At 71.3% G+C, this 25,327-nt stretch carries 24 protein-coding genes, 2 tRNA genes and 1 pseudogene; 7 read left to right on the plus strand and 20 right to left on the minus strand.

The genetic code is table 11. From position 1 onward, the window contains the following. Positions 1 to 22: 22 nt before the first annotated feature. Complete coding sequence (locus ACGFIB_RS04960) at positions 23 to 940, plus strand: phosphotransferase (protein WP_393368513.1); 918 nt, start codon at positions 23 to 25, stop codon at positions 938 to 940. Positions 941 to 951: 11 nt separating this feature from the next. After that, positions 952 to 2,499, plus strand: a complete 1,548-nt coding sequence (locus tag ACGFIB_RS04965) for an amino acid permease (protein WP_393368515.1) — start codon at positions 952 to 954, stop codon at positions 2,497 to 2,499. Positions 2,500 to 2,503: 4 nt separating this feature from the next. On the opposite strand, the gene lipB is transcribed toward ACGFIB_RS04965, so the two are convergent. The 6 genes from lipB to ACGFIB_RS04995 all read right to left on the minus strand — a co-directional run bounded on the left by lipB (position 2,504) and on the right by ACGFIB_RS04995 (position 7,518). Continuing rightward, a complete protein-coding gene (gene lipB / locus ACGFIB_RS04970) occupies positions 2,504 to 3,142 on the minus strand; it encodes a lipoyl(octanoyl) transferase LipB (RefSeq protein WP_142567381.1) in 639 nt (212 codons plus the stop codon). A gap of 52 nt (positions 3,143 to 3,194) precedes the next feature. After that, a complete protein-coding gene (locus tag ACGFIB_RS04975; RefSeq protein WP_142567382.1) occupies positions 3,195 to 3,410 on the minus strand; it encodes a PspC domain-containing protein in 216 nt (71 codons plus the stop codon). Positions 3,411 to 3,515: 105 nt separating this feature from the next. Beyond that, positions 3,516 to 4,343: an ABC transporter ATP-binding protein gene (locus tag ACGFIB_RS04980; RefSeq protein WP_393368517.1), complete on the minus strand. Its 828-nt coding sequence runs from the start codon at positions 4,341 to 4,343 to the stop codon at positions 3,516 to 3,518. After that, positions 4,340 to 5,401 (minus strand): FecCD family ABC transporter permease, encoded by a 1,062-nt coding sequence (locus ACGFIB_RS04985; protein WP_393368519.1) that lies wholly within the window; start codon positions 5,399 to 5,401, stop codon positions 4,340 to 4,342. The genes ACGFIB_RS04980 and ACGFIB_RS04985 overlap by 4 nt, the downstream gene beginning before the upstream one ends. Continuing rightward, the gene (locus ACGFIB_RS04990) at positions 5,398 to 6,420 is read right to left on the minus strand and encodes a FecCD family ABC transporter permease (protein ID WP_142567385.1); all 1,023 of its coding nucleotides are present in this window, start codon (positions 6,418 to 6,420) and stop codon (positions 5,398 to 5,400) included. The genes ACGFIB_RS04985 and ACGFIB_RS04990 overlap by 4 nt, the downstream gene beginning before the upstream one ends. 39 nt (positions 6,421 to 6,459) lie before the next feature. Next, positions 6,460 to 7,518 (minus strand): ABC transporter substrate-binding protein, encoded by a 1,059-nt coding sequence (locus tag ACGFIB_RS04995; protein WP_393368522.1) that lies wholly within the window; start codon positions 7,516 to 7,518, stop codon positions 6,460 to 6,462. A 185-nt stretch (positions 7,519 to 7,703) separates the two neighbouring features. Between ACGFIB_RS04995 and ACGFIB_RS05000 the strand changes: the two genes are divergently transcribed. Together ACGFIB_RS05000 and rho are read left to right on the plus strand one after the other, a co-directional pair. After that, positions 7,704 to 8,282, plus strand: a complete 579-nt coding sequence (locus ACGFIB_RS05000; RefSeq protein ID WP_393368524.1) for an LURP-one-related/scramblase family protein — start codon at positions 7,704 to 7,706, stop codon at positions 8,280 to 8,282. Between the two features lie 341 nt (positions 8,283 to 8,623). Beyond that, positions 8,624 to 9,694: pseudogene (gene rho / locus ACGFIB_RS05005) on the plus strand (transcription termination factor Rho); the annotation flags it as partial. Here the strand turns inward: rho and ACGFIB_RS05010 are convergent. From ACGFIB_RS05010 to deoC, 3 genes are all read right to left on the minus strand, one after another. Beyond that, complete coding sequence (locus ACGFIB_RS05010) at positions 9,691 to 10,554, minus strand: aldehyde dehydrogenase family protein (RefSeq protein ID WP_357247679.1); 864 nt, start codon at positions 10,552 to 10,554, stop codon at positions 9,691 to 9,693. The pseudogene rho and the gene ACGFIB_RS05010 sit on opposite strands and share 4 nt — an antisense overlap. A 212-nt stretch (positions 10,555 to 10,766) precedes the next feature. After that, positions 10,767 to 12,194, minus strand: a complete 1,428-nt coding sequence (locus ACGFIB_RS05015; RefSeq protein WP_393368527.1) for an aldehyde dehydrogenase family protein — start codon at positions 12,192 to 12,194, stop codon at positions 10,767 to 10,769. A gap of 10 nt (positions 12,195 to 12,204) precedes the next feature. Next, a complete protein-coding gene (deoC, locus tag ACGFIB_RS05020) occupies positions 12,205 to 13,143 on the minus strand; it encodes a deoxyribose-phosphate aldolase (protein WP_142567391.1) in 939 nt (312 codons plus the stop codon). A gap of 206 nt (positions 13,144 to 13,349) precedes the next feature. On the opposite strand from deoC, the gene ACGFIB_RS05025 reads away from it, so the two are divergent. Continuing rightward, positions 13,350 to 13,517 (plus strand): hypothetical protein, encoded by a 168-nt coding sequence (locus tag ACGFIB_RS05025; RefSeq protein WP_167748058.1) that lies wholly within the window; start codon positions 13,350 to 13,352, stop codon positions 13,515 to 13,517. A gap of 132 nt (positions 13,518 to 13,649) precedes the next feature. Further along, positions 13,650 to 16,514, plus strand: a complete 2,865-nt coding sequence (locus tag ACGFIB_RS05030) for an ATP-binding protein (protein ID WP_393368532.1) — start codon at positions 13,650 to 13,652, stop codon at positions 16,512 to 16,514. Positions 16,515 to 16,543: 29 nt separating this feature from the next. Here ACGFIB_RS05030 and ACGFIB_RS05035 read toward each other — a convergent pair whose 3' ends face one another. The 10 genes from ACGFIB_RS05035 to ACGFIB_RS05080 form a co-directional block, all read right to left on the minus strand. Beyond that, the gene (locus tag ACGFIB_RS05035) at positions 16,544 to 17,113 is read right to left on the minus strand and encodes a TMEM165/GDT1 family protein (RefSeq protein ID WP_357247688.1); all 570 of its coding nucleotides are present in this window, start codon (positions 17,111 to 17,113) and stop codon (positions 16,544 to 16,546) included. 224 nt (positions 17,114 to 17,337) lie between these two features. Then, the gene (locus ACGFIB_RS05040; protein ID WP_393368536.1) at positions 17,338 to 18,387 is read right to left on the minus strand and encodes a UDP-N-acetylmuramate dehydrogenase; all 1,050 of its coding nucleotides are present in this window, start codon (positions 18,385 to 18,387) and stop codon (positions 17,338 to 17,340) included. Between the two features lie 40 nt (positions 18,388 to 18,427). Next, complete coding sequence (locus ACGFIB_RS05045) at positions 18,428 to 18,781, minus strand: hypothetical protein (protein ID WP_393368539.1); 354 nt, start codon at positions 18,779 to 18,781, stop codon at positions 18,428 to 18,430. Positions 18,782 to 18,838: 57 nt separating this feature from the next. Further along, positions 18,839 to 19,267, minus strand: a complete 429-nt coding sequence (locus tag ACGFIB_RS05050; RefSeq protein WP_142567396.1) for a MaoC family dehydratase — start codon at positions 19,265 to 19,267, stop codon at positions 18,839 to 18,841. 2 nt (positions 19,268 to 19,269) lie between these two features. Then, positions 19,270 to 19,719: a MaoC family dehydratase N-terminal domain-containing protein gene (locus ACGFIB_RS05055; protein ID WP_142567397.1), complete on the minus strand. Its 450-nt coding sequence runs from the start codon at positions 19,717 to 19,719 to the stop codon at positions 19,270 to 19,272. 159 nt (positions 19,720 to 19,878) lie between these two features. Then, entirely contained in the window at positions 19,879 to 20,043 is a 165-nt protein-coding gene (gene rpmG, locus ACGFIB_RS05060; RefSeq protein WP_030510782.1) for a 50S ribosomal protein L33, read from the minus strand. Positions 20,044 to 20,122: 79 nt separating this feature from the next. Continuing rightward, positions 20,123 to 20,196: transfer RNA gene (locus ACGFIB_RS05065), tRNA-Met, on the minus strand. A 176-nt stretch (positions 20,197 to 20,372) separates the two neighbouring features. Continuing rightward, positions 20,373 to 20,445 (minus strand) — tRNA-Thr (locus ACGFIB_RS05070). Positions 20,446 to 20,549: 104 nt separating this feature from the next. Further along, positions 20,550 to 20,972: a hypothetical protein gene (locus tag ACGFIB_RS05075; protein WP_142567398.1), complete on the minus strand. Its 423-nt coding sequence runs from the start codon at positions 20,970 to 20,972 to the stop codon at positions 20,550 to 20,552. 71 nt (positions 20,973 to 21,043) lie between these two features. Next, complete coding sequence (locus ACGFIB_RS05080; RefSeq protein ID WP_357025243.1) at positions 21,044 to 21,253, minus strand: transposase; 210 nt, start codon at positions 21,251 to 21,253, stop codon at positions 21,044 to 21,046. A gap of 144 nt (positions 21,254 to 21,397) precedes the next feature. Here ACGFIB_RS05080 and ACGFIB_RS05085 point away from each other — a divergent pair, with 144 nt between their 5' ends. Next, positions 21,398 to 22,018 (plus strand): hemerythrin domain-containing protein, encoded by a 621-nt coding sequence (locus ACGFIB_RS05085; protein WP_393368543.1) that lies wholly within the window; start codon positions 21,398 to 21,400, stop codon positions 22,016 to 22,018. Here ACGFIB_RS05085 and ACGFIB_RS05090 read toward each other — a convergent pair. Beyond that, the gene (locus ACGFIB_RS05090) at positions 21,999 to 25,325 is read right to left on the minus strand and encodes a BTAD domain-containing putative transcriptional regulator (RefSeq protein ID WP_393368546.1); all 3,327 of its coding nucleotides are present in this window, start codon (positions 25,323 to 25,325) and stop codon (positions 21,999 to 22,001) included. The two genes, ACGFIB_RS05085 and ACGFIB_RS05090, sit on opposite strands and share 20 nt — an antisense overlap. Positions 25,326 to 25,327 lie beyond the last annotated feature (2 nt).

Genomic DNA, 25,327 nt, shown 5'->3' on the forward strand with positions numbered 1-25,327 from the left:
GGTAGACCAAAAGGAGCCGGGCATGCCAGATCCCGTCGCAGACGCAATGGATCTCGTCACGGCCTGGGCCGGGCGGCCGTTGACCGTCACGACGATCAAGGGCGGGCTCAGCCACCACATCGCCAGGCTCGACAGTGAGGACGGCGACCGCTGGCTCCTGCGGGTGCTCGACCCGCGCATCGCCGAGACCGGACTCGGCATCCCGCTCGACCAGGAGATCGCCAACACGGTCGCGGCGGCGGCGTCCGGGATCGGCCCCCGCGTCGTCCACGTGCTGCCAGGTGCCCTCCTCCTGGAGTACGTCGAGGGGGTCACCCTCGACACCGGGGCGGTGGCCGCGCGGATCGAGGAGGTGGCGGACGCCTGCCGCCGCCTGCACGCCGGTCCTCGCTTCGGCAACGACTTCTCGATATTCGGCAAGCTCCGGGAGTACGTGGCGCGCTGCCGCGCCCACGACCTGACCCTCCCCTCCGGGTACGAGGACGTGCTGCCGGTCGTGGCCGACGTCGAGGCGGCGCTGGCGCGGCGCCCGCTTCCCACGGTCCCCTGCCACAACGACCTGCTGGCCGAGAACCTCATCACCACCGGCGACGGCGTCCGGATCGTCGACTACCAGCTCTCCGGCAACAACGACCCCTGCTTCGAGCTGGGGGACCTGGCCGCCGAGTCCGACTTCGACCCCGACCAGGTCGTACGGCTCACGCGGGCCTACTTCGGCGACGACGAGCACGTCCCCCGGGTGCGGCTGAACCTGATCATGTCCAACCTCACCTGGGCGCTCTGGTTCGTCATCCACGAGGGTCTGGTCCGCGAAGTGACCCTGCCCGGATTCGACTACTCCGCCGAGGCCGCCGACAAGTTCGCCCAGGCCGTACGCGATCTCGGGGATCCCAGCTTCGGACGCCTGCTCGACGGCGTCCGGAAACTCCGCACCAGTTAGAGGAGGCCTCAGTGGCGCAAGCCCTCGACGACGACGCCAAACGACTAGCGGAACTCGGCTACAAGCAGGAACTGGCCCGCACGTGGAGCGGGTTCTCCAACTTCGCGATCTCCTTCTCCATCATCTCGATCCTGGCCGGGTGTTTCACCACCTTCAGCCAGGCGTGGAACAACGGAGGGCCCCTCGCGATCTCCCTCGGCTGGCCGCTGATCTCGGCGTTCATCCTGATCATCGGGTTCTGCATGGCGGAACTGGTCTCCGCCTACCCCACGGCGGGCGGCATCTACTGGTGGGCCGCGAAGCTGGGCCGGCCGGTCCACGGCTGGTTCACCGGCTGGCTCAACCTGATCGGCCTGATCGCGGTGACCGCGTCGGTCGACTACGGCTGCGCGACGTTCCTGAACATCACGATCGGCCGGTTCAGCGACTCCTGGGCGAACGGCAACGCGCTGCACCAGACCTTCTTGCTGTTCGCGATCGTCCTGGTGCTGCACGCGTTGATCAACATCTTCAGCCACCGCCTGATCTCACTGCTGCAGAACGTCTCGGTGTGGTGGCACGTGTTCGGCGCGGCGGCCGTCGTGCTGATCCTGATCTTCGGCCCGTCGAAGCACCAGAGCGTGGGTTTCCTGTTCGAGACGTTCAACCACTCCGGTTTCGGCGAGGGCGAGTCGGGCCCGGCGTTCTGGCTGTACGTGCTGCCGCTGGGCTTCCTGCTCACGCAGTACACGATCACCGGCTTCGACGCCTGCGCCCATGTGTCGGAGGAGACCCACGGCGCGGCCCGCTCCGCGGCCAAGGGCCTGTGGCAGTCGATCTTCTACTCTGCGATCGGCGGCTGGGTCCTGCTGCTGTCGTTCCTGTTCGCGGCCACGAACGTGGACGCCGTCAACGCCGAGGGCGGCTTCGTCGGGGCCATTTTCACCTCGTCGCTGTCGTCCACCCTCGCCACCGTCATCTTCGGCATCTCCACGGTCGGGCAGTTCTTCTGCGGCATGAGCTGCGTGACCTCGATGTCGCGGATGACATACGCGTTCTCCCGTGACGGCGCGGTGCCGGGCTGGCGGCTGTGGTCGAAGGTCGACCGCAACCGCACGCCGGTCAACGCGATCATCGGCGGTTGCGGGGTCGCACTGCTGATCACGCTGCCCGCGCTCTACGCGCCCGAGGGCACGACGACCCCCGTGGCGTTCCTCGCGGTGGTGTCCATCGCGGTGATCGGGCTCTACCTGGCGTTCCTCATCCCGATCTGGCTGCGCCTGCGCGCCGGGGACTCCTTCCAGCCCGGGCCGTGGACCCTCGGACGCAAGTACAAGGCGCTGTCCTGGATCGCCGTGATCGAGATCGCGATCATCTCGATCTACTTCATCCTGCCCATCGCCCCCGCGGGCGTGCCGGGCAACAAGGACTTCGCCTGGACCTCGGTGAACTACGCCCCCATCGCCGTGGGCGCCGTGCTCGTCGGCATCGCCCTGTGGTGGCACCTGTCGGCCAGGCACTGGTTCGCCGGCCCTCGCCGTACGGTCGACGACGCGGGCGACCGCGAACCGGTCGCGTAACCCCTCAGGAGGCCTCGAACGCCTCCGCGACGACTGGGCGGGTCTCCTCCATGGTGGCCCGCCCGAGCTCGTGGGCGATCGAGGTCATCTCCACGTCGGGCATGCCGCAGGGGATCGCGAGGTCCCACGGTGTGAGGTCGCCGTCCACGTTGAGCGCGAAGCCGTGGCTGGTGACCGACCGGCTCGACCGCATGCCGATCGAGACGATCTTCCGCCCGGTGTCGCGGGTCCACACGCCGGTGAGCAGCTCCGACCCGGGCGGGGTGTCGCGGCGCTCGGCCGGGACGCCGAGCTTGCCCAGCGCCTCGACCAGGCGCAGCTCGACCTCGCGGATGTAGTCGACCACGCCCTCGCCGGCCCGCAGCTTCACGATGAGATAGCCGACGAGCTGCCCGGGCCCGTGATAGGTGAGCTGGCCGCCGCGGCCGGTCGGCACCACGGGGATGCCGGCCGACGGGTCGGGCAGGTGGGTCTCCAGCGTCCGCTTGCCGACCGTGAAGACCGGCGGGTGGCTGAGCAGCCACAACGTGTCGGGCCGCGCGTCGTCCTGTCGTTCCTCGACCAGCGCGGCCATGCGCTCCATGGCCTTCTCGTAGTCGACCAGGTCGTCCTGGACCAGCGTCAGGGGCCGTTGCCGCATCATCGCTCACCTCTCCTGATGTGAGCATAAACGGGCCCGCGCGATGGGTTGCCGCCTACCTCCGCCCGTACGAGTAGTCGTAGCCCGGGGCGGCGGCAGCCGGGGCCTTGGGGAACAGCACCCACATGATGAGGTAGGCCACGAACTGCGGACCGGGCAGAATGCAGGACAGCAGGAACAGCACGCGCACGACCGTCGGCGACATGCCGTACCGGTCCGCGATCCCCCCGCACACGCCAGCGATGATCTTGTGCTGCCTCGATCGGTACATCGATCGGCTCCTTTCGTCATCCGGTTCAACGGACGGCCGTGAGCTTCACGTTCCACGAGGAACCCTGAGAAAACCCCTATCCCGGACCCTGAGACGAATCGGCGGCTACCCGCACTGCCAGGGCGCGGCCGGGACGACCAGCGGTCCGCCCGTGACCGGGTCCGGCACGACGACCGACGTGAGCCCGAAGACCTCGTGGACCAGATCGGCGGTGATGACGTCGCTCGGCGCGCCCTGGGCGACGATGCGTCCCGCCTTCATGGCGATGAGGTGGTCGGCGTAGCGGGCGGCCTGGTTGAGGTCGTGCAGGACGACGACGACGGTCCGGCCGCGCTCGCGGTTGAGCTGCCGCACCAGGTCGAGCACCTCGACCTGGTGCGCGATGTCAAGGTATGTCGTCGGCTCGTCGAGCAGCAGGAGGCCGGTGTCCTGGGCGAGGGCCATCGCGATCCAGGCCCGCTGCCGCTGACCGCCGGACAGCTCGTCGACCAGCCGCTCCGCGAGGTCACCGGTCGCGGTGCGGTCCATCGCCTCGCCGACGGCCTTCTCGTCCGCCTCCGTCCACTGCTGCCACCACTTGTGGTGTGGCTGCCGCCCGCGGGTCACCAGTTCGGAGACCGTGATCCCCTCCGGCGGCACCGGGGTCTGCGGCAGCAGCCCGATCTCCTGGGCGACCCGCCTGGTGGGGATGCGCGCCAGCTCGGCGCCGTCCAGCAGCACCGAGCCGCGCCGCGGCTTGAGCAGCCGCCCCAACGCGCGCAGGAGGGTGGACTTGCCGCACGCGTTGGGTCCGATGATGACGGTGACCTGTCCGTCCGGGATCTCCAGGTCGAGGCCGTCCACGACCGTACGGTCCTCGTAGGTGAGCACGAGCCCTTCGGCCCTCAGGCGGTTGCCGGTCACGCGGTTGCCGGTCACACGGTTGCCGGTCACGAGGTGCCTCCAGAACGGCTGCGGGTGCGGACGATCAGCCACATCAGATACGGGGCGCCCACCACCGCGGTGAACACGCCGACCGGCAGCTCGATCGGGGAGAACAGCTTGCGGGCCAGCAGATCCGCGACGGTCACGATCAGGGCGCCGGTCAGCGCGGAGCCGACCAGGGGGATGTGTGCGGTGCGGGTGAGGCGGCGGGCGATCTGCGGGGCGAGCAGCGCGACGAAGTCGACCGGGCCTGCCGCGGCCGTCGCGACCGATGCCAGGACGACGCCGAGGACGGTCAGGCACAGGCGGACCCGGCCGAGCCGTACGCCTTGAGCGGTCGCCGTGTCGTCGTCGAACAACACCGTGCGCTGGGCCCGGGCCGCCCACAGCAGCGCCGGCGTCAGCACGAGCAGGATCAAGGCGAGCGGTGCGGCGTGGTCGTAGCCGCGGCCGTTGAGCGATCCGGTGAGCCAGACCTTGGCCTGCTGGGCCACCAGGAAGTCGCCCTTGGTGAGGAACAGCTGCGTCAGGGAGCCGAGGGCCACCGAGATGCCGATGCCGATGAGCACGAAGCGGGCGGCGTGCAGGCCCCTGCGCCAGGCGAAGACGTAGACCAGCGCGGCGGCGGCCAGGCCGCCGAGGATCGAGACGTACGGCAGGGTGCCGGGCGCGGCGAGGCCGAAGGTCATCGCGGCGACGGTCGCCGCCCCCGCGCCCTGCGTCACACCGATCACGTCCGGACTGGCGAGCGGGTTGCGGGCCACGGTCTGGATGAAGGATCCGGCGATGCCGAAGGCGGCGCCGGCGAGCAGGCCGACCGCGAGGCGGGGCATCCGCAGGGTGCCGACCACGAACTCATCGGGGCTCGGCTGCCCCCCTCCGACAGCCGAGTAGAGCACCCGGACGACCTCCGTGGGACCGACGAAGGACTCACCGACGCACAGATAGACGACGGCGGTCACCGCGAGTACCGCGCCGAGCAGAACGGCGACGAGGGTCGCCCTGCGGTGCAGCAGGAAGCTGCCCCGTCCCACGCGCAGGACGGAGAAGCCCACAGGACGTGTCATGCCGCCACCACCGCTTTCCGCCGCACCAGGGCGATCAGGAAAGGCACGCCGAGCAGTGCGGTCATGACGGCCACCGGCACCTCCGAGGGCGGGAAGACGACGCGGCCGAGGACGTCCGCGACCAGGAGCATCACGGGGCCGAGCAGGGCCGCCGCGGGAAGGACCCAGCGGTGGTCCGCGCCCACGAGCGCTCGCGCGATGTGCGGGACGGCCAGGCCGGTGAAGGCGATCGGACCGGCGGCGGCGACCGCGACGCCGGTCAGGACGGTGGCGCCGAGACCTCCGAGGATCCGCAGCAGGGGGACGTTGTGGCCGAGCCCCTTGGCCACGTCCTCCCCGAGCGCGAGCGCGTCGAGCCCTCGGGCCATCGCGGCGACCAGCAGCAGCCCCGCGAGGAGGAACGGCCAGGTCTGACCGGCGATCTCGGCGCTCCGGCCGCTGAGCGAGCCGACATGCCAGAACCGGAACTCGTCCAGGGCCCGGGCGTCGGTCGTCGCGATGCCGGAGACCACGGAGGCGAGCAGGGCGTTCATCGCGGTGCCGGCCAGGGCGAGCTTGACCGGTGAGGCGCCGCCGCGACCGCCGCTGGCGATGACGTAGACCGCGACCGCCGCGATCCCCGCGCCCGCGAAGGCGAACCACACATACCCGTTCAGCGAGTGCACTCCGAGGAACGCGATCGCGCACACCACGCCCACCGAGGCGCCCTGGCTGACGCCCAGGATGCCGGGTTCCGCGATGGGGTTGCGGGTGATGCCCTGCATGACCGTGCCGGCCACGGCGAGGGCGACGCCGGCCATCACCCCGATGAGGGTGCGAGGCACCCGCAACGACCATATGACCTGGGCGTCGTCGCTGCCGCCGCCGTGCAGCAGGGCGTCCACCACCACGCTCGGCGCGATCTGGCGGCTGCCCGCCGCGAGGCTGAGCAGTACGGCAAGGAGCAGCAGTCCGGCGAGGACCAGCAGGAGCGCGCTGCCGGCGGTCGGGCCGATGCGGCGTCGGGTGGCGCGGGGCATTCGTTCGCTTTCTCGGAGGCGGTGAGGGACCACGTGCGCCTATCCGGCGAGGTACCTCTCCAGGTCCCCGACGACCTCCATCGCGGCGGTGACACCGAGGCCGAGATACCAGGTCTCGTCCGGAACCTCGTAGGCGTGCCCGGCCTTGACCGCCTTGAGGTTCTTCCACAGCGGATTGCCCTGGACCGCCGACTTCTGGGTCGCCTTCGGATCGCCGTAGACACCGGTGAAGATGACGTCCGCGTCCGCCTGGTCGATGTTCTCCGCGCTCACCTCGGCGGCGAGGTCCGGGATGTTCTGGTTGGCGGGGCGCGGGATGCCGGCGTCCTGGAGGATGGTGCCGATGAAGGAGGCGTTGGCGTAGAGCCGGATCACGCCGTTCGGCAGGAAACGCACCATCGAGACGACGGGCTTGTCGTCGCCCAGCCTGCTGCCGAGGTCCTTCACCTTGCGGTCGTACTCGGCGAGTTTCGCCTTGGCCTCCTCGGTCTTGTCGAGGGCGGCCGCGTTCAGGAGGTAGTTCTCCTTCCACGTGAAACCGGGACGGATGGAGAACACGGTCGGGGCGATCTTCGACAGCTCGTCGTACTGCTCGGCGGCGCGCAGCTGGCTGCCGAGGATCAGATCCGGGTGCAGGCCGGCGATCGCCTCCAGGTTGAGGCTGTTGATGGTGCCGACGTTCTTCGGGGTGCCGGCGTCCTTCTTCAGGTAGGACGGCAGCTCGGGCGAGCCCTCGCTGGGCGCGAAGCCGACCGGCTTGACGCCCATGGACACGACGTTGTCGAGCTCTCCGACGTCCAGGACGACGACCCGCGTGGGCGGGGCCTTGATCTCGGTCGTGCCCATGGCGTGGGTGATGGTGCGCGGCCACTGGCCCGGCTTGGCGGTGGTGCCCATCGCGGCGGTCTTCTCCGCGGCGGTGCCGAAGTCCGCGCCGCCCTTGGCGACGGCCTTGGCGGCCTCGGCGGCGGGCGCGCCGGCGCCCGCACCGGTGCCGGCGCCGGAGGACGCGCCGGAGGAGGCGCCGCAGGCGGCCAGCGAGAGTGCGACCGCGACGGCGCCGATACCGAGACCGATACCGCGGTGCCGGAGAAACATACAGGGCTCCCTGCCGAGACAGTAAAGATTAGGTAAGGCTTACCTTATAGGCATCTTCCCTGGTTCCATCAAGCCCGAAAGGTGTGGTTATGGTCACCAACGGGTCGATTGAGGGGTAACCGGCTGGTGATCTTCTTCGAGAAGAGGGCATATAGGGAGGCAAAGGACCGTTCTTGGAGACTCCCATGGATATAGCGACCCTGCAGGCACAGACCCGCCTGTACCTGCGTCAGAAGATCACCATGATGGTGAACCGGTACGTCGTCCATGCGGCTCTCCCCGACGGCTCCGAGGGCGAGGGCGTGGCCTTCGCCGAACAGAAGCGGATGACGCTCAAGGAGCAGGTGACGCTCTACACCGACGAGTCCCGGCAGGCGACGCTGGCCGCGTTCAAGGCGCGCAAGGTCCTCGACCTCGCCGGCGAGTACGACGTGGTGGACGACGCGGGGAACCCCATCGGGACGTTCCGCAAGGATTTCGGCCGCTCGCTGCTCCGCTCGACCTGGCACCTCCAGCAGCCGGGACTGCCGACGATGACCGGGCAGGAGCGGCGCCTGGCGGTCGCCCTGCTGCGCCGGTTCTCCGACTCCCTGGAGTGGCTGCCGTACCACTTCGACTTCAGCATCGGCGCCTCGATCGCGTTCTCGGTGGACCGCAGGTGGGGCCTGCGCGACCGGTACGCCATCGAGATCCGCGACCCGCGCCTCGACCGCCGCCTGGTCATCGCCATGGCCGTGGCGCTCGACGCCCTCCAGGCTCGATAGCTCTCCGGGGAATTGCCGAGTGGAGTGAGCCTGTTATAGTCGGCGACAAGCCGTATGGTTCTGGCTCCGCGGTCTGGCAACCGCCAGTGAACGCTGTCGAGCCCATACGTGCACAGCATGCCTGGTCAGCCGTCCGTCCATCTGTACGAGACGCCGCGCCGGGAGGAACTCCGGTCCCGTGAAGCCCGCTCCGCCCGGGCCTTCGCCGTGGTCCCGCCTGCCCTCCCCAGACATCTTCAAGCCCTAGGAGTCACATGACCGCCAGCACTCTCAGCGTTCCCAAACCGCGCAACGTCTCCCGCACCAGGCCGGCGCGGGCGGCGAACACCCGAACCACCGAGGTCACCGGTTTGCTCGACCAGTCGGGCAGGAACACGGTAATCCGTACGAACGGCTACCTGCCCGGCCCGAAGGACGTGACCGTCCCGGCCGCGCTCGCGGACGCGCTCGACCTGCGCCGCGGCGACCACATCCGCGGCATCGCGCAGAACGGCATGCTCACCGCCGTCACGATCGTGAACGGCGCGCCCGTGGACACCGCGCGGCCGCACTTCACCGACCTCGTGCCGATCCACCCCGACGAGCGGCTGCGCCTGGAGACGACGCGCACCGTGCTGGCCACGCGGGTCATCGACCTGTTCGCGCCGATCGGCAAGGGCCAGCGCGGCCTGATCGTCGCCCCGCCGAAGGCCGGCAAGACGATGTTCCTCAAGGCCATCGCGAACGCGATCACGACCAACCACCCCGAATGCCACCTCATCGTCGTCCTGGTGGACGAGCGGCCCGAGGAGGTCACCGACATGCGCGAGTCGGTCCGGGCCGAGGTGGTCGCCTCGACCTTCGACCGCGTGCCGCAGGACCACATCACCGCGGCCGAGCTCGCCGTCGAGCGGGCCAAGCGGCTGGTGGAGACGGGCCGTGACGTGGTCGTTCTCATCGACTCGATCACCCGCCTCGGGCGGGCGTACAACATGGCCGCGCCGAGCGGCGGACGGGTGCTCACGGGCGGAATGGACGCCGGGGCCCTGCACCGGCCCAAGAGGGTGCTCGGCGCCGCCCGCAACATCGAGGGCGGCGGCTCGCTCACGATCATCGCCACCGCGCTGGTCGAGACCGGCTCGAAGATGGACGACAACCTCTTCGAGGAGTTCAAGAGCACCGGCAACATGGAGCTGAAGCTGAGCCGGAGCCTGGCCGACCGCCGCGTCTTCCCCGCCGTCGACGTCGTCGCCTCCGGCACGCGCCGCGAGGAACTGCTGCTCCACCCCGCGGAGCAGCCGCTGATCTGGCGGCTGCGCCGGGCGTTGCAGGACCAGGAGGGGTTCGAACGCTTCCTCGCCTCGATGAAGAACACCGGCTCGAACGGCGAGCTCCTCCTGGCCCTGACGAAGGGTCAGGCAGCCACGACCTAAACCCCGATCGGATGCCAGACGGTCTTGGTCTCCAGGAACGCCGTCATCCGCTCGATGCCGGGGTCGGCGAGCCAGTTCACGGGAGCGGCCGGCGGCCGGAGCACCCGCTTGAGGTTCTCCGCGGCCAGTTCCTCACACGTGACCGCCAGCTCGGGGTCGGCGCCCGTCAGGTCGATGCCGTTGACGTCCATGTGGCCCGCCAGCCAGGGGGCGATCTCGGCGGCCGAGCCGGTGAGGATGTTCACCACCCCGCCCGGAAGGTCGGAGGTCGCCAGCACCTCGGCCAGCGTGATCGCGGGCAGCGGCGCCCGCTCGCAGGCCACCACCACACAGGTGTTGCCCGTCGCGATCACCGGCGCGATCACGCTGACCAGTCCCAGCAGCGGTCCCTGCGGGGCGACCACGGCCACCACGCCGCTCGGCTCCGGACTCGACAGGTTGAAGTACGGCCCGGCGACCGGGTTGGCCGACCCGAGGACCGCCCCGATCTTGTCGGACCAGCCCGCGTACCAGACCAGCCGGTCGACCGCCGCGTCCACCATCTCGCCGGCCTGCTTGACCCCCACGCCGCCCATGGCGGTGATCTCCGCGACGAACTGCGCGCGGCGGCCCTCCAGCATCTCGGCGATCCGGTACAGGATCTGGCCCCTGTTGTACGCCGTGGCGCCCGACCAGCCGGGGAACGCCTTCCGCGCGGCCGCGACCGCGTCCCTGGCGTCCTTGCGCGAGGCCCTGGCCGCGTTGGCGAGGAAGTCGCCCTTGGAGGAGGTCACCACATACGACCTTCCGCTCTCCGAACGCGGGAACGCGCCCCCGATGAACAGCTTGTACGTCTTGTTCACGGCCAGCCGCTCACTCATCGAAACTTCCAATCTCCAGTGGACGGGCCGGCTGATAGGTCTGGCCGCACCGGCACACGCCGCCGCGGTGCGCGAACCACCCGTGCCGTACGGCGAAGCGACGGGAGCGGCGGCCCCGGGAGAAGCCCTCGCCGGCCCCCGCGCGGGCCCGGCGGACCAGGCGGCGGCGCTGCCCGTCGTCGCACCTGCCGGCCGGGCGGCCGGAGGAATGATCACAGCGCAAGATAGCCCTCCAGACCGTGCCGCCCGCCCTCGCGACCGTAGCCCGACTCCTTGTAGCCGCCGAACGGCGACGTCGGGTCGAACCGGTTGAACGTGTTGGACCAGACGACGCCGGCCCGCAGCCGGGACGCCGTCCACAGCATGAGCGAGCCCTTCTCGGTCCACACGCCCGCCGACAGCCCGTACGGCGTGTTGTTGGCCTTCTCCACCGCCTCGGCGGGGGTGCGGAAGGTCAGCACCGACAGCACCGGCCCGAAGATCTCCTCCCGGGCGATCCGGTGCGACTGGGCCACGCCCGTGAAGAGGGTGGGCGGGAACCAGTAGCCGCGGTCGGGGATCGGGCAGGCGGGCGACCACCGCTCGGCGCCCTCGGCCTCCCCGGCCTCCGACAGCTCGCGGATCTTGGCGAGCTGCTCGGCCGAGTTGATCGCGCCGATGTCGGTGTTCTTGTCCAGCGGGTCGCCGAGCCGCATCGTGCCGAGGCGCCGCTTGAGCGCCTCCAGCAGGTCGGCGGCGATCGACTCCTGCACCAGCAGCCGCGATCCGGCGCAGCAGACGTGGCCCTGGTTGAAGAAGATGCCGTTGACGACGCCCTCGACGGCCTGGTCCAGCGGCGCGTCCTCGAACACGATGTTGGCGGCCTTGCCGCCGAGCTCCAGCGTGAGCTTCTTGCGGGTCCCCGCGAGGCTCCTGGCGATGAGGCGGCCGACCTCGGTCGAGCCGGTGAAGGCGACCTTGTCCACACCGGGGTGATTCACGAGCGCGGCGCCCGTCTCGCCCGCGCCGGTGACGATGTTGACGACCCCCGGCGGCAGGTCGGCCTGGCGGCAGATGTCGGCGAACGCCAGCGCGGTCAGCGGCGTGGTCTCGGCCGGCTTGAGCACGACCGTGTTGCCGCAGGCCAGCGCGGGCGCGATCTTCCAGGCCAGCATGAGCAGCGGGAAGTTCCACGGGATGACCTGCCCGGCCACGCCCAGCGGACGGGGATCAGGGCCGAACCCCGCATAGGCCAGCTTGTCGGCCCAGCCGGCGTAGTAGAAGAAGTGGGCGGCGACCAGCGGGAGGTCCACGTCGCGGGACTCCCTGATCGGCTTGCCGTTGTCGAGCGTCTCCAGGACGGCCAGCTCACGCGCCCGTTCCTGGATGAGCCGGGCGATCCGGAACAGGTATTTGGCCCGCTCCGCGCCCGGCATGGCCGACCACACGGGGAACGCCTTGGCCGCGGCCTGGACCGCGCGGTCGACGTCGGCCTCCCCCGCCCACGCGACCTCCGCGAGCACCTCCTCGGTGGCCGGGTTGACGGTCTTGTGGCGTGCCTCGCTCTGCGGCTCGACCCACTCGCCGTTGATGAACAGGCCGTACGACGGCCGGATGTCGACGATGTCCCGCGACTCGGGCGCGGGTGCGTATTCGAACATGCCTCAGCCCTCAGTCCAGCGTGAAGTAGTCGGGACCGGCGTACCGGCCGGTTGCCATCTTCTGCCGCTGCATGAGCAGGTCGTTCAGCAGCGAGGAGGCGCCCAGGCGGAACCAGTCGGCGTGCAGCCAGTCCGGCCCGGCGGTCTCGTTGACCAGCACCAGATACTTGATGGCGTCCTTGGTGGTGCGGATGCCGCCCGCGGGCTTCACGCCCACCTTGCGACCGGTCGCGGCCATGAAGTCGCGCACGGCCTCCAGCATGACGAGCGTCACCGGGAGCGTCGCGGCCGGCGACACCTTGCCGGTCGAGGTCTTGATGAAGTCCGCCCCGGCGATCATCGCGAGCCAGGAGGCCCGCCGCACGTTGTCGTACGTCGCGAGCTCGCCGGTCTCCAGGATCACCTTCAGATGTGCGTCGGCACAGGCGTGCTTGGTGGCGACGATCTCCTCGTACACCTTGAGGTAGTCGCCGGCGAGGAACGCGCCGCGGTCGATGACCATGTCGATCTCGGATGCTCCGGCGGCCACGGCCAGGGACGTCTCGGCGACCTTCACCTCAAGGGAGGACCGGCCGCTGGGGAACGACGTGGCGACGGACGCCACCTTCACGCCGGACCCGGCCAGCGCTTCGACGGCGGTCGCCACCAGGTCGGGATAGACGCAGACGGCGGCGACCGGCGGCACCGACGCGTCGGCGGGGTCGGGCCGCACCGCCTTGGCGCACATCGCCCTGATCTTGCCGGGGGTGTCCGCGCCTTCCAGGGTGGTGAGGTCGACCATGCCGATGGCCAGGTCGATGGCCTGTTTCTTGGCGGTCGTCTTGATGGATCGCGTGCCCAGCATCGCGGCCCGGGCGTCCGCCCCGACCCTGTCGACCCCGGGAAGGCCGTGCAGGAACGCCCGCAACGTCGAGGGTGAGGAGGCGACCTCCGCGAGCGGAGTAGTCATAGTTGGCACGACACCAGCATCCCCGACCACGAGGAATGATTCCAAACCCGGGGATCCCGGCGTTCCTAAGGCATCGCCCTACCCGCCTTAGAAGTCCTAGGCCGCCGGGCCTGTCAGAGATAGGGCATCCGCCCGATGTGCCGCACCACGCCTTAGACCGAACCTTGAGGAGTACGGAAAGAGACCCGAACCAAGGAGACGCTCTGATGGGTCCGGAACTGCACTACCAGGTAATGATCAGCCGGGCGGCCGAGCTTCAGGAGGAGGCCGCCGACCACCGTCTCGCCCGCCAGGCGCAGGCGGGGATGAAGGCACAGCAGCGCTCCGGCCAGCGCCGGCTGCGTGCGGCCTTCGGCAAGCTCCGCACCTCATGAAACGCGCACGAAGGCCCGGCCGGAGCCTCCCTCCCGGCCGGGCCCTTCAGCCGCCGTGAGTCCCACGGGCCACACAGGTCTGACCGAAAAACCAGGCGAAGCAATACAAAGGGTCATGACATGCTTGGCGACATGACACGCCGGGCGGTAAGCCCCGTTTTCGTCGGGCGGGGCACGGAGCTGGAAACCCTGGGCGAGGCCTACGACCAGGCCCGCAAGCAGGCCACCGCGGCGGTGCTCGTCGGCGGCGAGGCGGGGGTGGGCAAGACCCGTCTTGCCGGCCGGTTCGCCGAGCAGGCCTCACAGGACGGCGCCCACGTGCTCGTCGGGGGCTGCGTGGAGCTGTCCGCCGAGGGCCTGGCCTACGCGCCGTTCACCGCCGTGCTGCGGCAGCTCGTCCGGGAGTGCGGCGCGCCCGAGATCGCCGCTCTGCTGCCCGACGGCGCCGCCCGCGACCTGGCCAGGCTGCTCCCCGAGTTCGGCGAGCCGAGTGGCGACGGGGAGACCGAGTCGGCCCGCGCCCGGCTGTTCGAGCTGATCCTCGCCCTGCTCGAACGCCTCGCCGAGCGGCGGCCGGTGGTGCTCGTCATCGAGGACATCCACTGGGCCGACCGCTCCAGCCGGGACCTCATCGCCTTCCTCAGCCGCAACCTCAGGTCGGCTCCCGTCCTGATGGTCATGACGTACCGCTCGGACGAGTTGCACCGCACCCATCCCCTGCGGCCGGTGCTGGCCGAGCTGGGGCGGGTCGACGGCGTGGTGCGGGTGGACCTGCCCCGCTTCACCCAGGGCGAGGTCGCCGCGCAGATGGCCGGGATCCTCGGGGTGACCCCCGAGTTCGCCAACGTGGACCGGGTCTTCGACCGCAGCGGCGGCATCCCGCTGTTCGTGGAGGCGCTGCTCGACTGCGGCGACGACTGCTCGTTCCCCGACTCGCTGCACGACCTGATCATCGGCTCGGTGGAGCGGCTGCCCGAGGAGACCCAGCGGGTGCTCCGGATCGCCGCCGCCGGCGGCGTACGCGTTGGGCACGACCTGCTCGCGGCGGTCAGCGGCGTGTCCGACGTGGACCTGGAGAACGCGCTGCGGCCGGCCATCGCGGCCAACGTGCTGCAGGTGGCCGAAGGCGGGGCGTACGCGTTCCGGCACGCGCTGATCCGCGAGGCGGTCCACGACGAGCTGCTGCCCGGCGAGCACGCGCGGATGCACGCGCGGTACGCCGAGGAGATCGACCGCGACCGCGCCCTGGTGCCGCCTGGCCGGGCGGCCATCGAGATCGCCCACCACTGGTATTCCGCCCGCGACGACCTGTGGGCGCTGATCTCGGCCTGGGAGGCGGCCGGTAAGGCGGCCAAGTCGTTCGCCTACACCGAGCAGATCCAGCTGCTCGAACGCGTGCTGACGCTGTGGGACAAGGTCCCCGACGCCGCCGAGCGCATCGGCCACGACCACTGTACGGTGCTGGAGCGCGCCTCGGAGGCGGCCTTCCTCAGCGGCGAGATGGAGCAGAGCCAGAAGTACGTGCGCGGCGCGCTGGCCGAGCTGGACGAGCGGACCTCCCCCGAGCGGGTGGCCGAGCTGCTGGTCCGCATGTCCAACGTCAAGGCGCACAAGGGCAAGCCGGGAAGTCTGGAGTATCTGTGGCACGCCGAGCGGCTGGTCCCGCAGCCGGGCGACGTCCGCGCGCTCGTGCTGACCCGGCTCGGCCAGGGGCTGATGTGCGCCGACGGGGTCGCCGAGGGGACCGCGCTCACCGAGGAGGCGCTGCGCATCGCCCGCGAGATGGGCGACGAGGTGCAGGAGGCCGACCTCCTGATCAACCTCGCGCTCGGGCGCTCCATCAACGGCGACCTGGAGACCACGTTCGCGCTCAACGATCAGGCGCTGGCGATGGGCACCCGCCTGAACTCGCCCCGCATCATCCTGCGCGCCCTGGCGAACAACGTCGACGCTCTCGACAACCTCGGCCGCTCGGAGGAGGCCGTGGCGCTCGCGCTGGAGGGGGAGAAGCTCGCCCGGCGGTACGGCAGGTTCCGCCACCAGGGCACCTTCATCGCCAACAACCGGGCGGAGGCGCTGGAGTCGCTCGGCCGGTGGGACGAGGCCGTCGAGATCATCGAACGGTCCCTGGCGATGGGACCGACCCTGCGCAACCGGTGGCACATGTTGCGGGTCCGCGCGGACATCGCGATCGCGCGTGGCGAGGAGGACCTGGCGCAGGACATCCTCACCGAGGTCGGCGCCTTCTCCCCGCACCGGGACGAGCAGACGCAGGAGTGGACGAACAACGCCCGCCTGCGCCTCGCGTGGCACCTGCTGCGCGGCGAGCCGCTGACGGCCCTCGACGTGCTGGAGGCGGCGCTGGACGACCCGCCGCTGGCCCGCAAGGCCATGCTCGCCGGGCGGCTGCTCGCCTCGGTCAGGTACGTCTGCGACGCGGCGGCTCCGATCGCCCCCGACCGGGTGGCCCACATGCGGGAGCTGGGCGACCGGCTGGCCGTCAACCTGGGCGACGGGCCGGTGAACGAGGCGTTCGGGCTGGTCTACCGGGGCGAGTTCGACGCGGCGGCCGAGGCGTGGCAGCGGCTGGGCCGTCCGCACGTACGGGCCAAGGCACTGCTGCACGGCGCCATGGCGGCCGCCGCGAGCGGCGACCGCGAGGGGGCCTCGGCACGCCTGCGCGAGGCCTGCCCGCTCGCGGTCGCGCTGCACGCCACCCCCCTGGTCGCCCAGATCGAGACGCTGGCCCGCCGCCTCGGCGCTCCTCTGTCCGAGGCCACGCCGTCCGCGCCCGCACGGCAGGCCGACCTGACCCCCCGCGAGCTGGAGGTGCTGCGCCTGGTGGCGGCCGGACGCAGCAACCGGGACATCGCGGCCGAGCTGTTCATCTCGGCCAAGACCGTCAGCGTGCACGTGTCGAACATCCTGCCCAAGCTGGGCGTGTCGACCCGGGGCGAGGCGGCCGCCGCGGCCCACCGCCTGTCCCTCCTCGACTGATCCAGCCGAGACGACAACGCGGACGAGAGTCAGGCGAACAGGGGCTCGACCAGCAGCAGCACGCCGAAGACGGCGAACGCGGCGGCCGCGCCATACTTGATCCACTTGTCGGGCAGGCGCGTGCCGAGGAACCGGCCGACCACAATGGCCAGCGCGTCGGCGGCGACCATGCCTACGGTCGAGCCGACCCACGTGCCGAACCAGCCGTGCTGGGTGGCCAGCGTGATGGTGGCGAGCATGGTCTTGTCGCCCAGCTCGCTGAGGAAGAACGCCACGGCGACGGCGATGAACGCGTTGCGGGTGGTCCGGGCCGCCTTGCCCTTCTCCTCCTCGGTGAGCTCGTCGCCGCGCAGCGTCCACGCCGCGAAGGCGAGGAACGCGAGGCCCGCGACGATCGAGATGGCGGTGGTGGGGAGGGCGTCGCCGACGAGCCTGCCGAGGCCGACGCTGACGAGGTGGACGAGCGCGGTCGCGACGGTGATGCCGGCCAGCACCGGCCCGGTCTTGAAACGGGTCGCGAAGGTCAGAGCCATGAGCTGGCTCTTGTCGCCCAACTCGGCGACGAAGATGACGACGAGGGAGATCCAGAGGGCTTGCACGGGGTCGCCTTCCTACAGGGGAGATGCGACCGGGCCGCCGTACGACACCCGGGGAGTTCGGGCACGACTTCGGCCCGGCAGCATGTGATCATGGCTGTCGGGCCGAAGGTCTCGTCCGCCACGAGGGCTCCACGACCGGGCGGACGAACCGCCAGTGTGTCGATCAGTGGATTTCGGACTACTCCCCTTCGGTTTCGGCCCAAGTTTAACCGAGCTGAAGACAGCTAAAGACTCAGTCCCACCAGCACGGGCTCGTTGACGAGCCACACCCCGAACTTCTCGTGCACGCCGTCGCGCACCTCGCGGGCCAGCGCCAGAAGCTCGGCCGCGCCCGCCTCGCCGGTGGGGTTGGTGAGGGCCAGCGTGTGCTTGGTCGAGATGCGGGCCCGGCCCCTCTCGTAGCCCTTGGGGAACCCGGCGTTCTCGATCAGCCACGCCGCCGGGATCTTGACCGTGCCGTCGGGCATGTCCCAGCGCGGATGGCCGGGGGCCCGCAGGGCCAGGGCCGCCGCCTCCTCCGGGCCGAGCACGGGGTTGGTGAAGAACGACCCGGCGCTGCGCGCGTCCGGGTCGTCGGGGTCGAGCACCATGCCCTTGCCCCGCCGCAGCTCCAGCACCGCCTCCCGCGCGTCGGCCAGCGGCACCCGCGCGCCGATCTCCACGCCGAGCCGCGCGGCCAGCTCCTTGTAGGCCACGGGCCCCGACAGCGGCGAGCGCTCCAGGGCGTAGGTGACGGCCAGCACCATGTGCCGGCCGGGGTCGTGCTTGAACGCGCTGTGCCGGTAGGCGAAGCCGCACTCGGCCGCCGCGAGGTCCCCCACCTCGCCGGTCCTGCGGTCGTACACGCGGACGGCGGCGACGGTCTGCGAGACGTCCTGCCCGTACGCGCCGACGTTCTGGATCGGGGTGGAGCCCACCAGCCCGGGTATGCCCGACAGGCACTCGACCCCCGACCAGCCCTCGGCCACGCAGCGGGCGACCAGGGCGTCCCAGTCCTCCCCCGCCTGCACGGTGACCCGCAGGCGCCCGTCCTCGGATGTCGCCTCCACGCCCCGGGTGGCGACGCGCACCACGAGCCCGTCGAACCCGTCGTCGGACACCACGAGGTTGCTGCCGCCGCCGAGCACCAGCACGGGCTCGCGCTCACGGTCGGCCTCGGCCACGATCGCGATTAGCTCGCCCTGCGTCCGCGCCTGCGTGAACGCCCGGGCCGGTCCGCCTGTCCGCAGCGTGGTGTACGGGGCGAGCGGCACCCCTGCCAACCGGTCAGCCATCGGTCTCCTCGCACCCGGAACATCCCGACGAACAGGATAGCTATCCGCGGTCCTCGCGCTCCGCCCGGGCGATCGACTCGTCGACCCTCGACGTGGCCGAGCTGCCGTCCCACAGGAGCTGGGAGGCGACCACCGACGGCTCGCCCGAGGGGGTCAGCGCGGTCTCGATCGTCCCGCCGGGAGCGACGTCCCGCTTGACCTCGGTGATCTCTTCCGGGCCCGCGGCTGCGGAGGCCTCCCTGGCGTTCCGCGCCCGCGGACGCGGCATCGCGCCGCCCTGGGCGTCGCCGGCCTTGCCCGGGTCCTGGGTCTGCGCGGCGACACCGGCGACGTCGCCGCTCTCCCGCTGCGTCGTGACCGGCTCGTTCTTCGCTTCGCTGTCTCGCTCGCTCACGATCCGACCGCTACCCAGCACCGCCGCGGCCAATCGGGCCCAGCCAGGAGAGGCCAGTCAGGAGAGCTGGACCACGGCGCGGGCCTTGGACAGAACGCGGGAGTCGCCGGACCTCGCGGTCAGCGTCACGACGACGCGCTTGTCCTCACGCTTGTCCTCGACGACCCCGCTGATCGTGATCGTCGCGCCGTTGTCGTCGTCCGGCACCACGACCATGGAGGAGAACCGGACGCCGTACTCCACGACCGCGCCCGGGTCGCCCGCCCAGTCGGTCACGAACCGGCTGCCCTGCGCCATCGTGTACATGCCATGCGCGATGACGTCGGGCAGGCCGACCGCCTTCGCGTGCCGCTCGTTCCAGTGGATCGGGTTGAAGTCGCCCGAGGCCCCGGCGTACCTCACCAGGTCCACCCGGCGCACCCGGTATTCGACGGCCGGGATCTTCTGGCCGGTCTCCACCTCGTCGTACTTGACCGTCGCCGCCATGATCAGGCCGCCCCTCCGCGCTCCACGATGATGTTGTACGTGCGGCAGACCGGCTCACCCGAGGTGGTCGAGACGTCGCTGCGCAGGGTCAGGAACTCGTTGCGGCCCACGCTGCGGATCTCCTCGACGGTCGAGGTCCACACCAGCTCGTCGCCCGCGTGGATGGGCCGCTCGTACTCGAACCTCTGCTCGCCGTGCACGACCATCGCGAAGTTGAGCCCGAGGTCCGGGTCGGCGAGCGCGTCGCCGGTCCCGAAGAGGCTGAACACGATGGGGAACGTGGGCGGCGCGACGACGTCCGGATGCCCGGCCGCCACGGCGGCCCGCCTGTCGTGGTAGATCGGGTTGGCGTCGCCGATCGCGGTGGCGAACTCGCCGATCTTCACGCGGCTGACCTCGTAGGGCGCGGGCGACTCATACGTCCGCCCGACGAAATCGCGGTTCAAAGGCATCGGGCCGGGCTCCTTCGTAATGAGCGGGATAGGCCGTACCGTAACAGACCCGTGCCGGCGAACACCGGCCCGAATCGTCGGGCCACCGGCCGGACACGACAAACCGGCGCCCCCGCGGGGAACGCCGGTGTCGGAAGTGCGTGCGGTCCGCGCCGTGATCTAGCGGGTCTCGCGGTGCGCCCGGTGCGTCTTGCAGTTGGGGCAGTACTTCTTCAGCTCAAGCCGATCCGGGTCGTTGCGCCGGTTCTTCCGCGTGATGTAGTTGCGGTGCTTGCACTCCTGGCAGGCCAGCGTGATCTTCGGCCTAACGTCTGCGGCAGCCACGTGGGAGTGCCTTTCTGCGTTCGGGACTACTGGACAACCCACGCCGGGGTCCCCTTGTTCAGGTGACCCGGCAGGGTAGTAGCGGAGGCCGGACTTGAACCGGCGACACAGCGATTATGAGCCGCTTGCTCTGCCTGACTGAGCTACTCCGCCTGGGCCGGACGCATCCGGCCACGCAAGGATACCCGACCTGTACGGCTATTCACGCATCGGGATCAGCCGTGATCGAGATCGGTCTTCCGGCGAGAATGAGACATCCCCACCAAGCCGAAAGCCCCACCCCGCAGCGCTCAGTCAGAAACGCTGCCTGGATAGGACTTTCCGGCTAGAGCCCCCAAACGGAATCGAACCGTTGACCTTCTCCTTACCATGGAGACGCTCTGCCGACTGAGCTATAGGGGCGGGTCCGCCAGCCGCTCTCGCGCTGCGGACAGGTGTAACCATACACGGCCACGGCGGCGCGCGCGAATTCGAATAGCCCTCCGGCGCGCGGTTCGGAGCACGGCTCAGGGGGTCGGCAGCACCCCGGACAGATCGGCCTCAGGGCGGTGCAGGACAGGCATGTCGGCCGTGATCGCGTACCGGCTGAAGTACCCCTTGCCCTTGACCGGGATCACGCTGCTCAGCGTCACCGTGGCGGCGTACGGCGCGTCGGCGCACTCGGGCAGGCACCAGGTGCCGCTGAGCCTGCCCGCGCCGGTCGCCCGGGTCGGCCCCCAGGTCCGCCAGGTGACCCCGCTCATCGTGCTGAACTCCGAGAGCACGAGGTTCGCCGGACGCTGCTCGGCCCTGCCCCGCTCGGAGTTCTGGAGGTTGAGCACGTACACCGGCGTCTCGGCCGCGGGGCCGGTGGGCGCCGGCCCGCAACCGCCGACGGCGGCGCAGAGCACGGTGACGCAGAACACGGTGACGGTGACAGGCAGGCGCATCGATTCCCCCTCGGCACTCTGAGTGCCCAGGGCCCGCCGCTGTTACGCCTGTGACCAGGCGGACGACCAGGCTAATTGACGGCCGTACGGGCGTCGCCGGCCCTGACGGGCAGCGGGATCACCTCGCAGAGGTCGGCGAGATCGACATAACGGGCGACCTCCTCGACCGAGAGACAGTCGGCGACCACCCGACCGTTGCGCCGCACCCGCAGCACCTGGCGGTCGTGGCGGTACGCGGGGACGATCTCGTATCCGTCCGGTCCCACCCATCGACTGTCCATAGGGGAACAAGCTAACGCCTTTTCCCCATGTCTATCTCCCGTCCCAGGGGAATCGCCTTAAGTAGGGTCTTAATCGACCCCAAGTGCCGGGCCGCACAGTGAGCGTGACGCACCGCCGTTCCCACGTTCACGAAGGGTCCTCCGATGTCCGACACCCCCAACCTGCTGGGCTTCCGCATCGCGCACCGGGCGATGCGCACCGACTCCCGGCGCCTCGCCGACGTCACCGCCGAGATCGCCGCGGGCCGGCAGCCGTGCGGCCCGGAGCGCGCCGCCGCCATCCGCGAGTACGCGACCAAGCTGTGCCGCGGCATCCACCACCACCACAAGGCGGAGGACGACCACCTGTGGCCGCTGCTCGTCCGCTCGGCGGGCGCCGAGCTCGACCTGAGCGAGCTGAGCGAGGACCACTCCGAGCTCGACCCGCTGCTCGATGAGATCCGGGCGGTCGCGGGCGACCCGGCCGAGCTGGCCAAGCCGCTGCGCCGGCTGGCCGACCTGCTCGACGAGCACATCGAGGAGGAGGAGCGCACGATCTTCCCGATCATCATGCGGCACGTCTCCGGCAAGGACTGGGAGGAGATGGAGCAGCACGTCCGCAAGGGCGGCGACGTGCGCTTCGAGCTGCCCAGGATCGAGCAGCACGCGCGGCCGGAGGAGCTTGCGCAGCTGCGCAAGCTGGCCGGGCCCGTCTTGGTCGTCATGCTGGCGCTGATGCGCCGCGCCCACCTCCGCCGCGAGCGGCTCATCTTCGGCGCCGCGTGAGCGCTGCGTTGTCGGCTTCGCGGCGGGCGGCCTCCTCCCAGTGGGGGGAGCCGACCTGCCGGGCGACCTCGGCGGCCCGCAGGTAGTGGGCCTCGGCGTCGCCGGGCCGGCCCAGGAACGCCGCCAGGTCGCCGAGCGTGTGCGCGACCGGCCCGAGCGTGACCGAGCCCGAGTGCAGGCCGGCCAGCTCGCCGTCGGACGACAGCAGCAGGCGGTAGCACTCCTCGGCCGCCGCCCGGTGACCGAACGCGATCGCGTTGTCCGCGCGCAGGGACATGAACACGAGCCAGTAGTAGTCGCGGCGGGGGACGCGCGCGGAGGCCCACGCCACGCGGGCCTCCTCCAGGCGGCCGGCCCCGGCCAGCGCCCGCGTGTACAGCTCTGCGACGTCCTGCGGCAGGCGATCCCACAGGGCGGCGAGCTCCTCCACCGACTCGTGGACCCGCCCCGCGGCCAGCTTGACCACGAAACGGCCCACCGTCCCCACCATCGCGCCGTTGGCGTCGCCGGTGCTGGCCAGCCGCTCTCCGAGCTGCGTGTAGACGCTCTCGGCCCGCTCGAACTCGCCCCTGACCAGCAGGTGCACGGCGTCGAGGAAGGCGAGGATGCCGAGGGCCAGGCCGAGCTGGCCGCTCGTCGACAGCTCCATGGCCTTGTCGGCGTGCCGGCGGGCCGTGGCCCAGTCGTTGCGGCTGAGCGCGACCATGAGCAGCGAGAAGTGGCCGAGCGTCTGGTAGCCGAGGAGCCCGGCGGCGGCCGAGGCGGCCAGCAGATCATGCCCGAGCGTCTCCAGGTCGTCCCGCCTGTCCGGCGTCAGGCAGACCCAGTAGCGGGCGTTGAGCGCCATGCACCGCAGGTGGAGGTCGCCGAGGGCGTCCGCGATCGCCAGCGCCTCCGCACTCGCCGCCTCGATGCGCTCCGCGTCGTGTCCTTCGAGCGCGTGGCAGAGGGCGACGAGCATCCGGCAGCGCAGCTCCCCCGCCTCCGCGGGCAGCGACTCCTCGATCGCCCCGATGAGGTCGGCGTCGAACGCGCGGTCGGGCTGGATGGTCCAGATGACCGGGGCGTCGAGCGAGGACACCGCCCGCGCCACCGCGCCGCGATCGCCCGTCTGGCGGGCCACCGCGAGCGCCTTCGTCCGGTTGCGCACCGCCGTGATCACGTCGCCCGCGTGCGACTGCGCGGACACCAGGCGGCACAGGAGGTCGAGCCGGACGTCCCGGGGCGCGGCGCCGGCCTCTCCGCTCACCAGGTCGAGCGCGCCCAGCGCGCCCTCCAGCAGCGCCGCCGCCTCCTTGTGCGCGTACAACGCGGTCGCCTGCCCGGCGGCCCGCGCCGCGTACTCGGCCGCCGTGAGGGCGGTCGCGGTGGTCGCGGCGGCGAGCGCGTGGTGCCCGAGCGCCCCCACGTCACCCGGGCGGATCACCTCCAGCGCCGCCAGCACCTTGCCGTGCATCCGCGTACGGCGCAGCCGCGGGATGTCCTCATACAGCGTCTCGCGGACGAGCACGTGGGCGAACCGGACGCGGCCGGGGCGCGGCTCCTCCAGCAGGCCGGACAGCACACCCGCCTCCAGGCCGTCGAGCACGGTCTCCTCGTCGGCCCCCGGCATGGCGATCAGCACGTCGGCGTCGGCCTCCCGGCCGACGACCGCGGCGTTGCGCAGCGTCGTCCGGGCCGGCGCGGGCAGCCGGGCGAGACGCCTGCGGATGAGGTCGCGCACGCCGGGCGGCAGCGCGTGGGCCGCCGACGGGCCGTCCACCGCGAGCAGCCGGGCCGTCTCGGTCACGAACAGCGGGTTGCCGCCGCTGCGCTCGGTGACCGTGCGCACCGTGGCCTCGTCGACCTCCGCTCCGGAACGTTCGGCGAGCAGCCGAGCCACCTCGCGTTCGCCGAGGCCGCCCAGGGTGAAGTTCTCCACCGCCTGCACGGCGAGCGCCGCCGCGGTGGCCGTGAGGTCGTCGGCGGCCTCGGCCGGCCGGTGCGTCAGCAGGACGAGGACCGGCGTCCGCGCCAGGCGGCCGGCCAGGTGGCGCAGGAGCTGGAGGGTCTCCTCGTCGGCCCGGTGCACGTCCTCCAGCACGATCAGCAGCGGTCCCGGCACGCCCTCCAGGTAGTCGCCGGCCGCCCGCGCCAGCCAGAACTGGCCCACGGGCGCGGCGTCGTCGGTCAGCAGGGGCGCCAGCCGGGCCGCGGTCCCGGGTTCGGGCGGGCAGGTCGACGACAGCTCTCGCAGCACCTCGCTCCACGCCCACGCGGGCGGCACGCCGCCGGTCGTCTCGGGGCAGCGCCCGACCACGGTCTGCCAGCCGTCGGCCGCCAGGCGTCGCACGAGCGCGTCGGCCAGGGTGCTCTTGCCCGAGCCCGCCTCACCGCCGAGCCAGGCGATGCGGAAACCGTCCCGGGCCCGCTGCGCCGCGGCGGCCAGCCGGGACAGCTCGGCCGTACGGCCGACCATGCGCACGGGCTCCTGGACGGGCGACAGTGTGGCCGGCGGGGCGGGGACCACGCGCTCAGTAGCCGCCCGGACCACGGGGGTCGCGTCGAGCGACTCGGCCTGCGCGAGGATGTCCGCCTCCAGCGCGCGCAGGGCGGGCCCGGGATCGACGCCGAGCTGCTCGGCGAGCAGGCCGCGCGTCCTGCGCAGGACCGCCAGCGCCTCCCCCTGCCGCCCCGACCGGTAGTAGGCGAGCGCGAGCAGCCGTACGGCGTTCTCGCGCAGAGGATGGGCGGTGAGGTGACGCTCCAGCTCGGGGACGACCTCGGCGTGGCGGCCGAGTGCGAGCCCGGCCTCCGCGCGATGCTCCACCGCGACCGCCCGGAGCTCGTCCAGGTGGACCGCTTCGGGGAGGGCCCACTCCTCCTCGCCGAACTCCGCGTACGCGGGGCCGGTCCACAGCGCCAGCGCCTCGTCCACGACCTCGAGCGCCTGCGCGTGCCGCCCCTCGGTGAGCAGGCCGGCGGCCGACTCGACCAGCCGGGGGAGGCGCCAGGCGTCCACGTCGCCGGGCTCCAGCGCCAGCCGATAGCCAGGGGGAGCGCTGACCAGCACGCGGGCGGCGGCGCGGGGGGCGCGGCCCGGCTCCAGTGCCCGCCGCAGGTTGGAGACGTAGACCTGGAGCGCGCCCAGCGCGCGCGGCGGAGGCTGGCCCCTCCACAGGTCGTCGACGAACCGGTCGGTCGACACCACGTGTCCCTGTGCGCAGACCAGCCGGGCCAGAACGGCGCGCTGGAGCGAGGTCCCGAGGTCCGCGGGGCGCCCGCCGACCTCCGCCGCGATTCGTCCGAGAACCCGCACTTTCACCATGA

This window comes from Microbispora bryophytorum, assembly GCF_043197435.1.
Classification (GTDB): Bacteria; Actinomycetota; Actinomycetes; order Streptosporangiales; family Streptosporangiaceae; genus Microbispora; species Microbispora bryophytorum.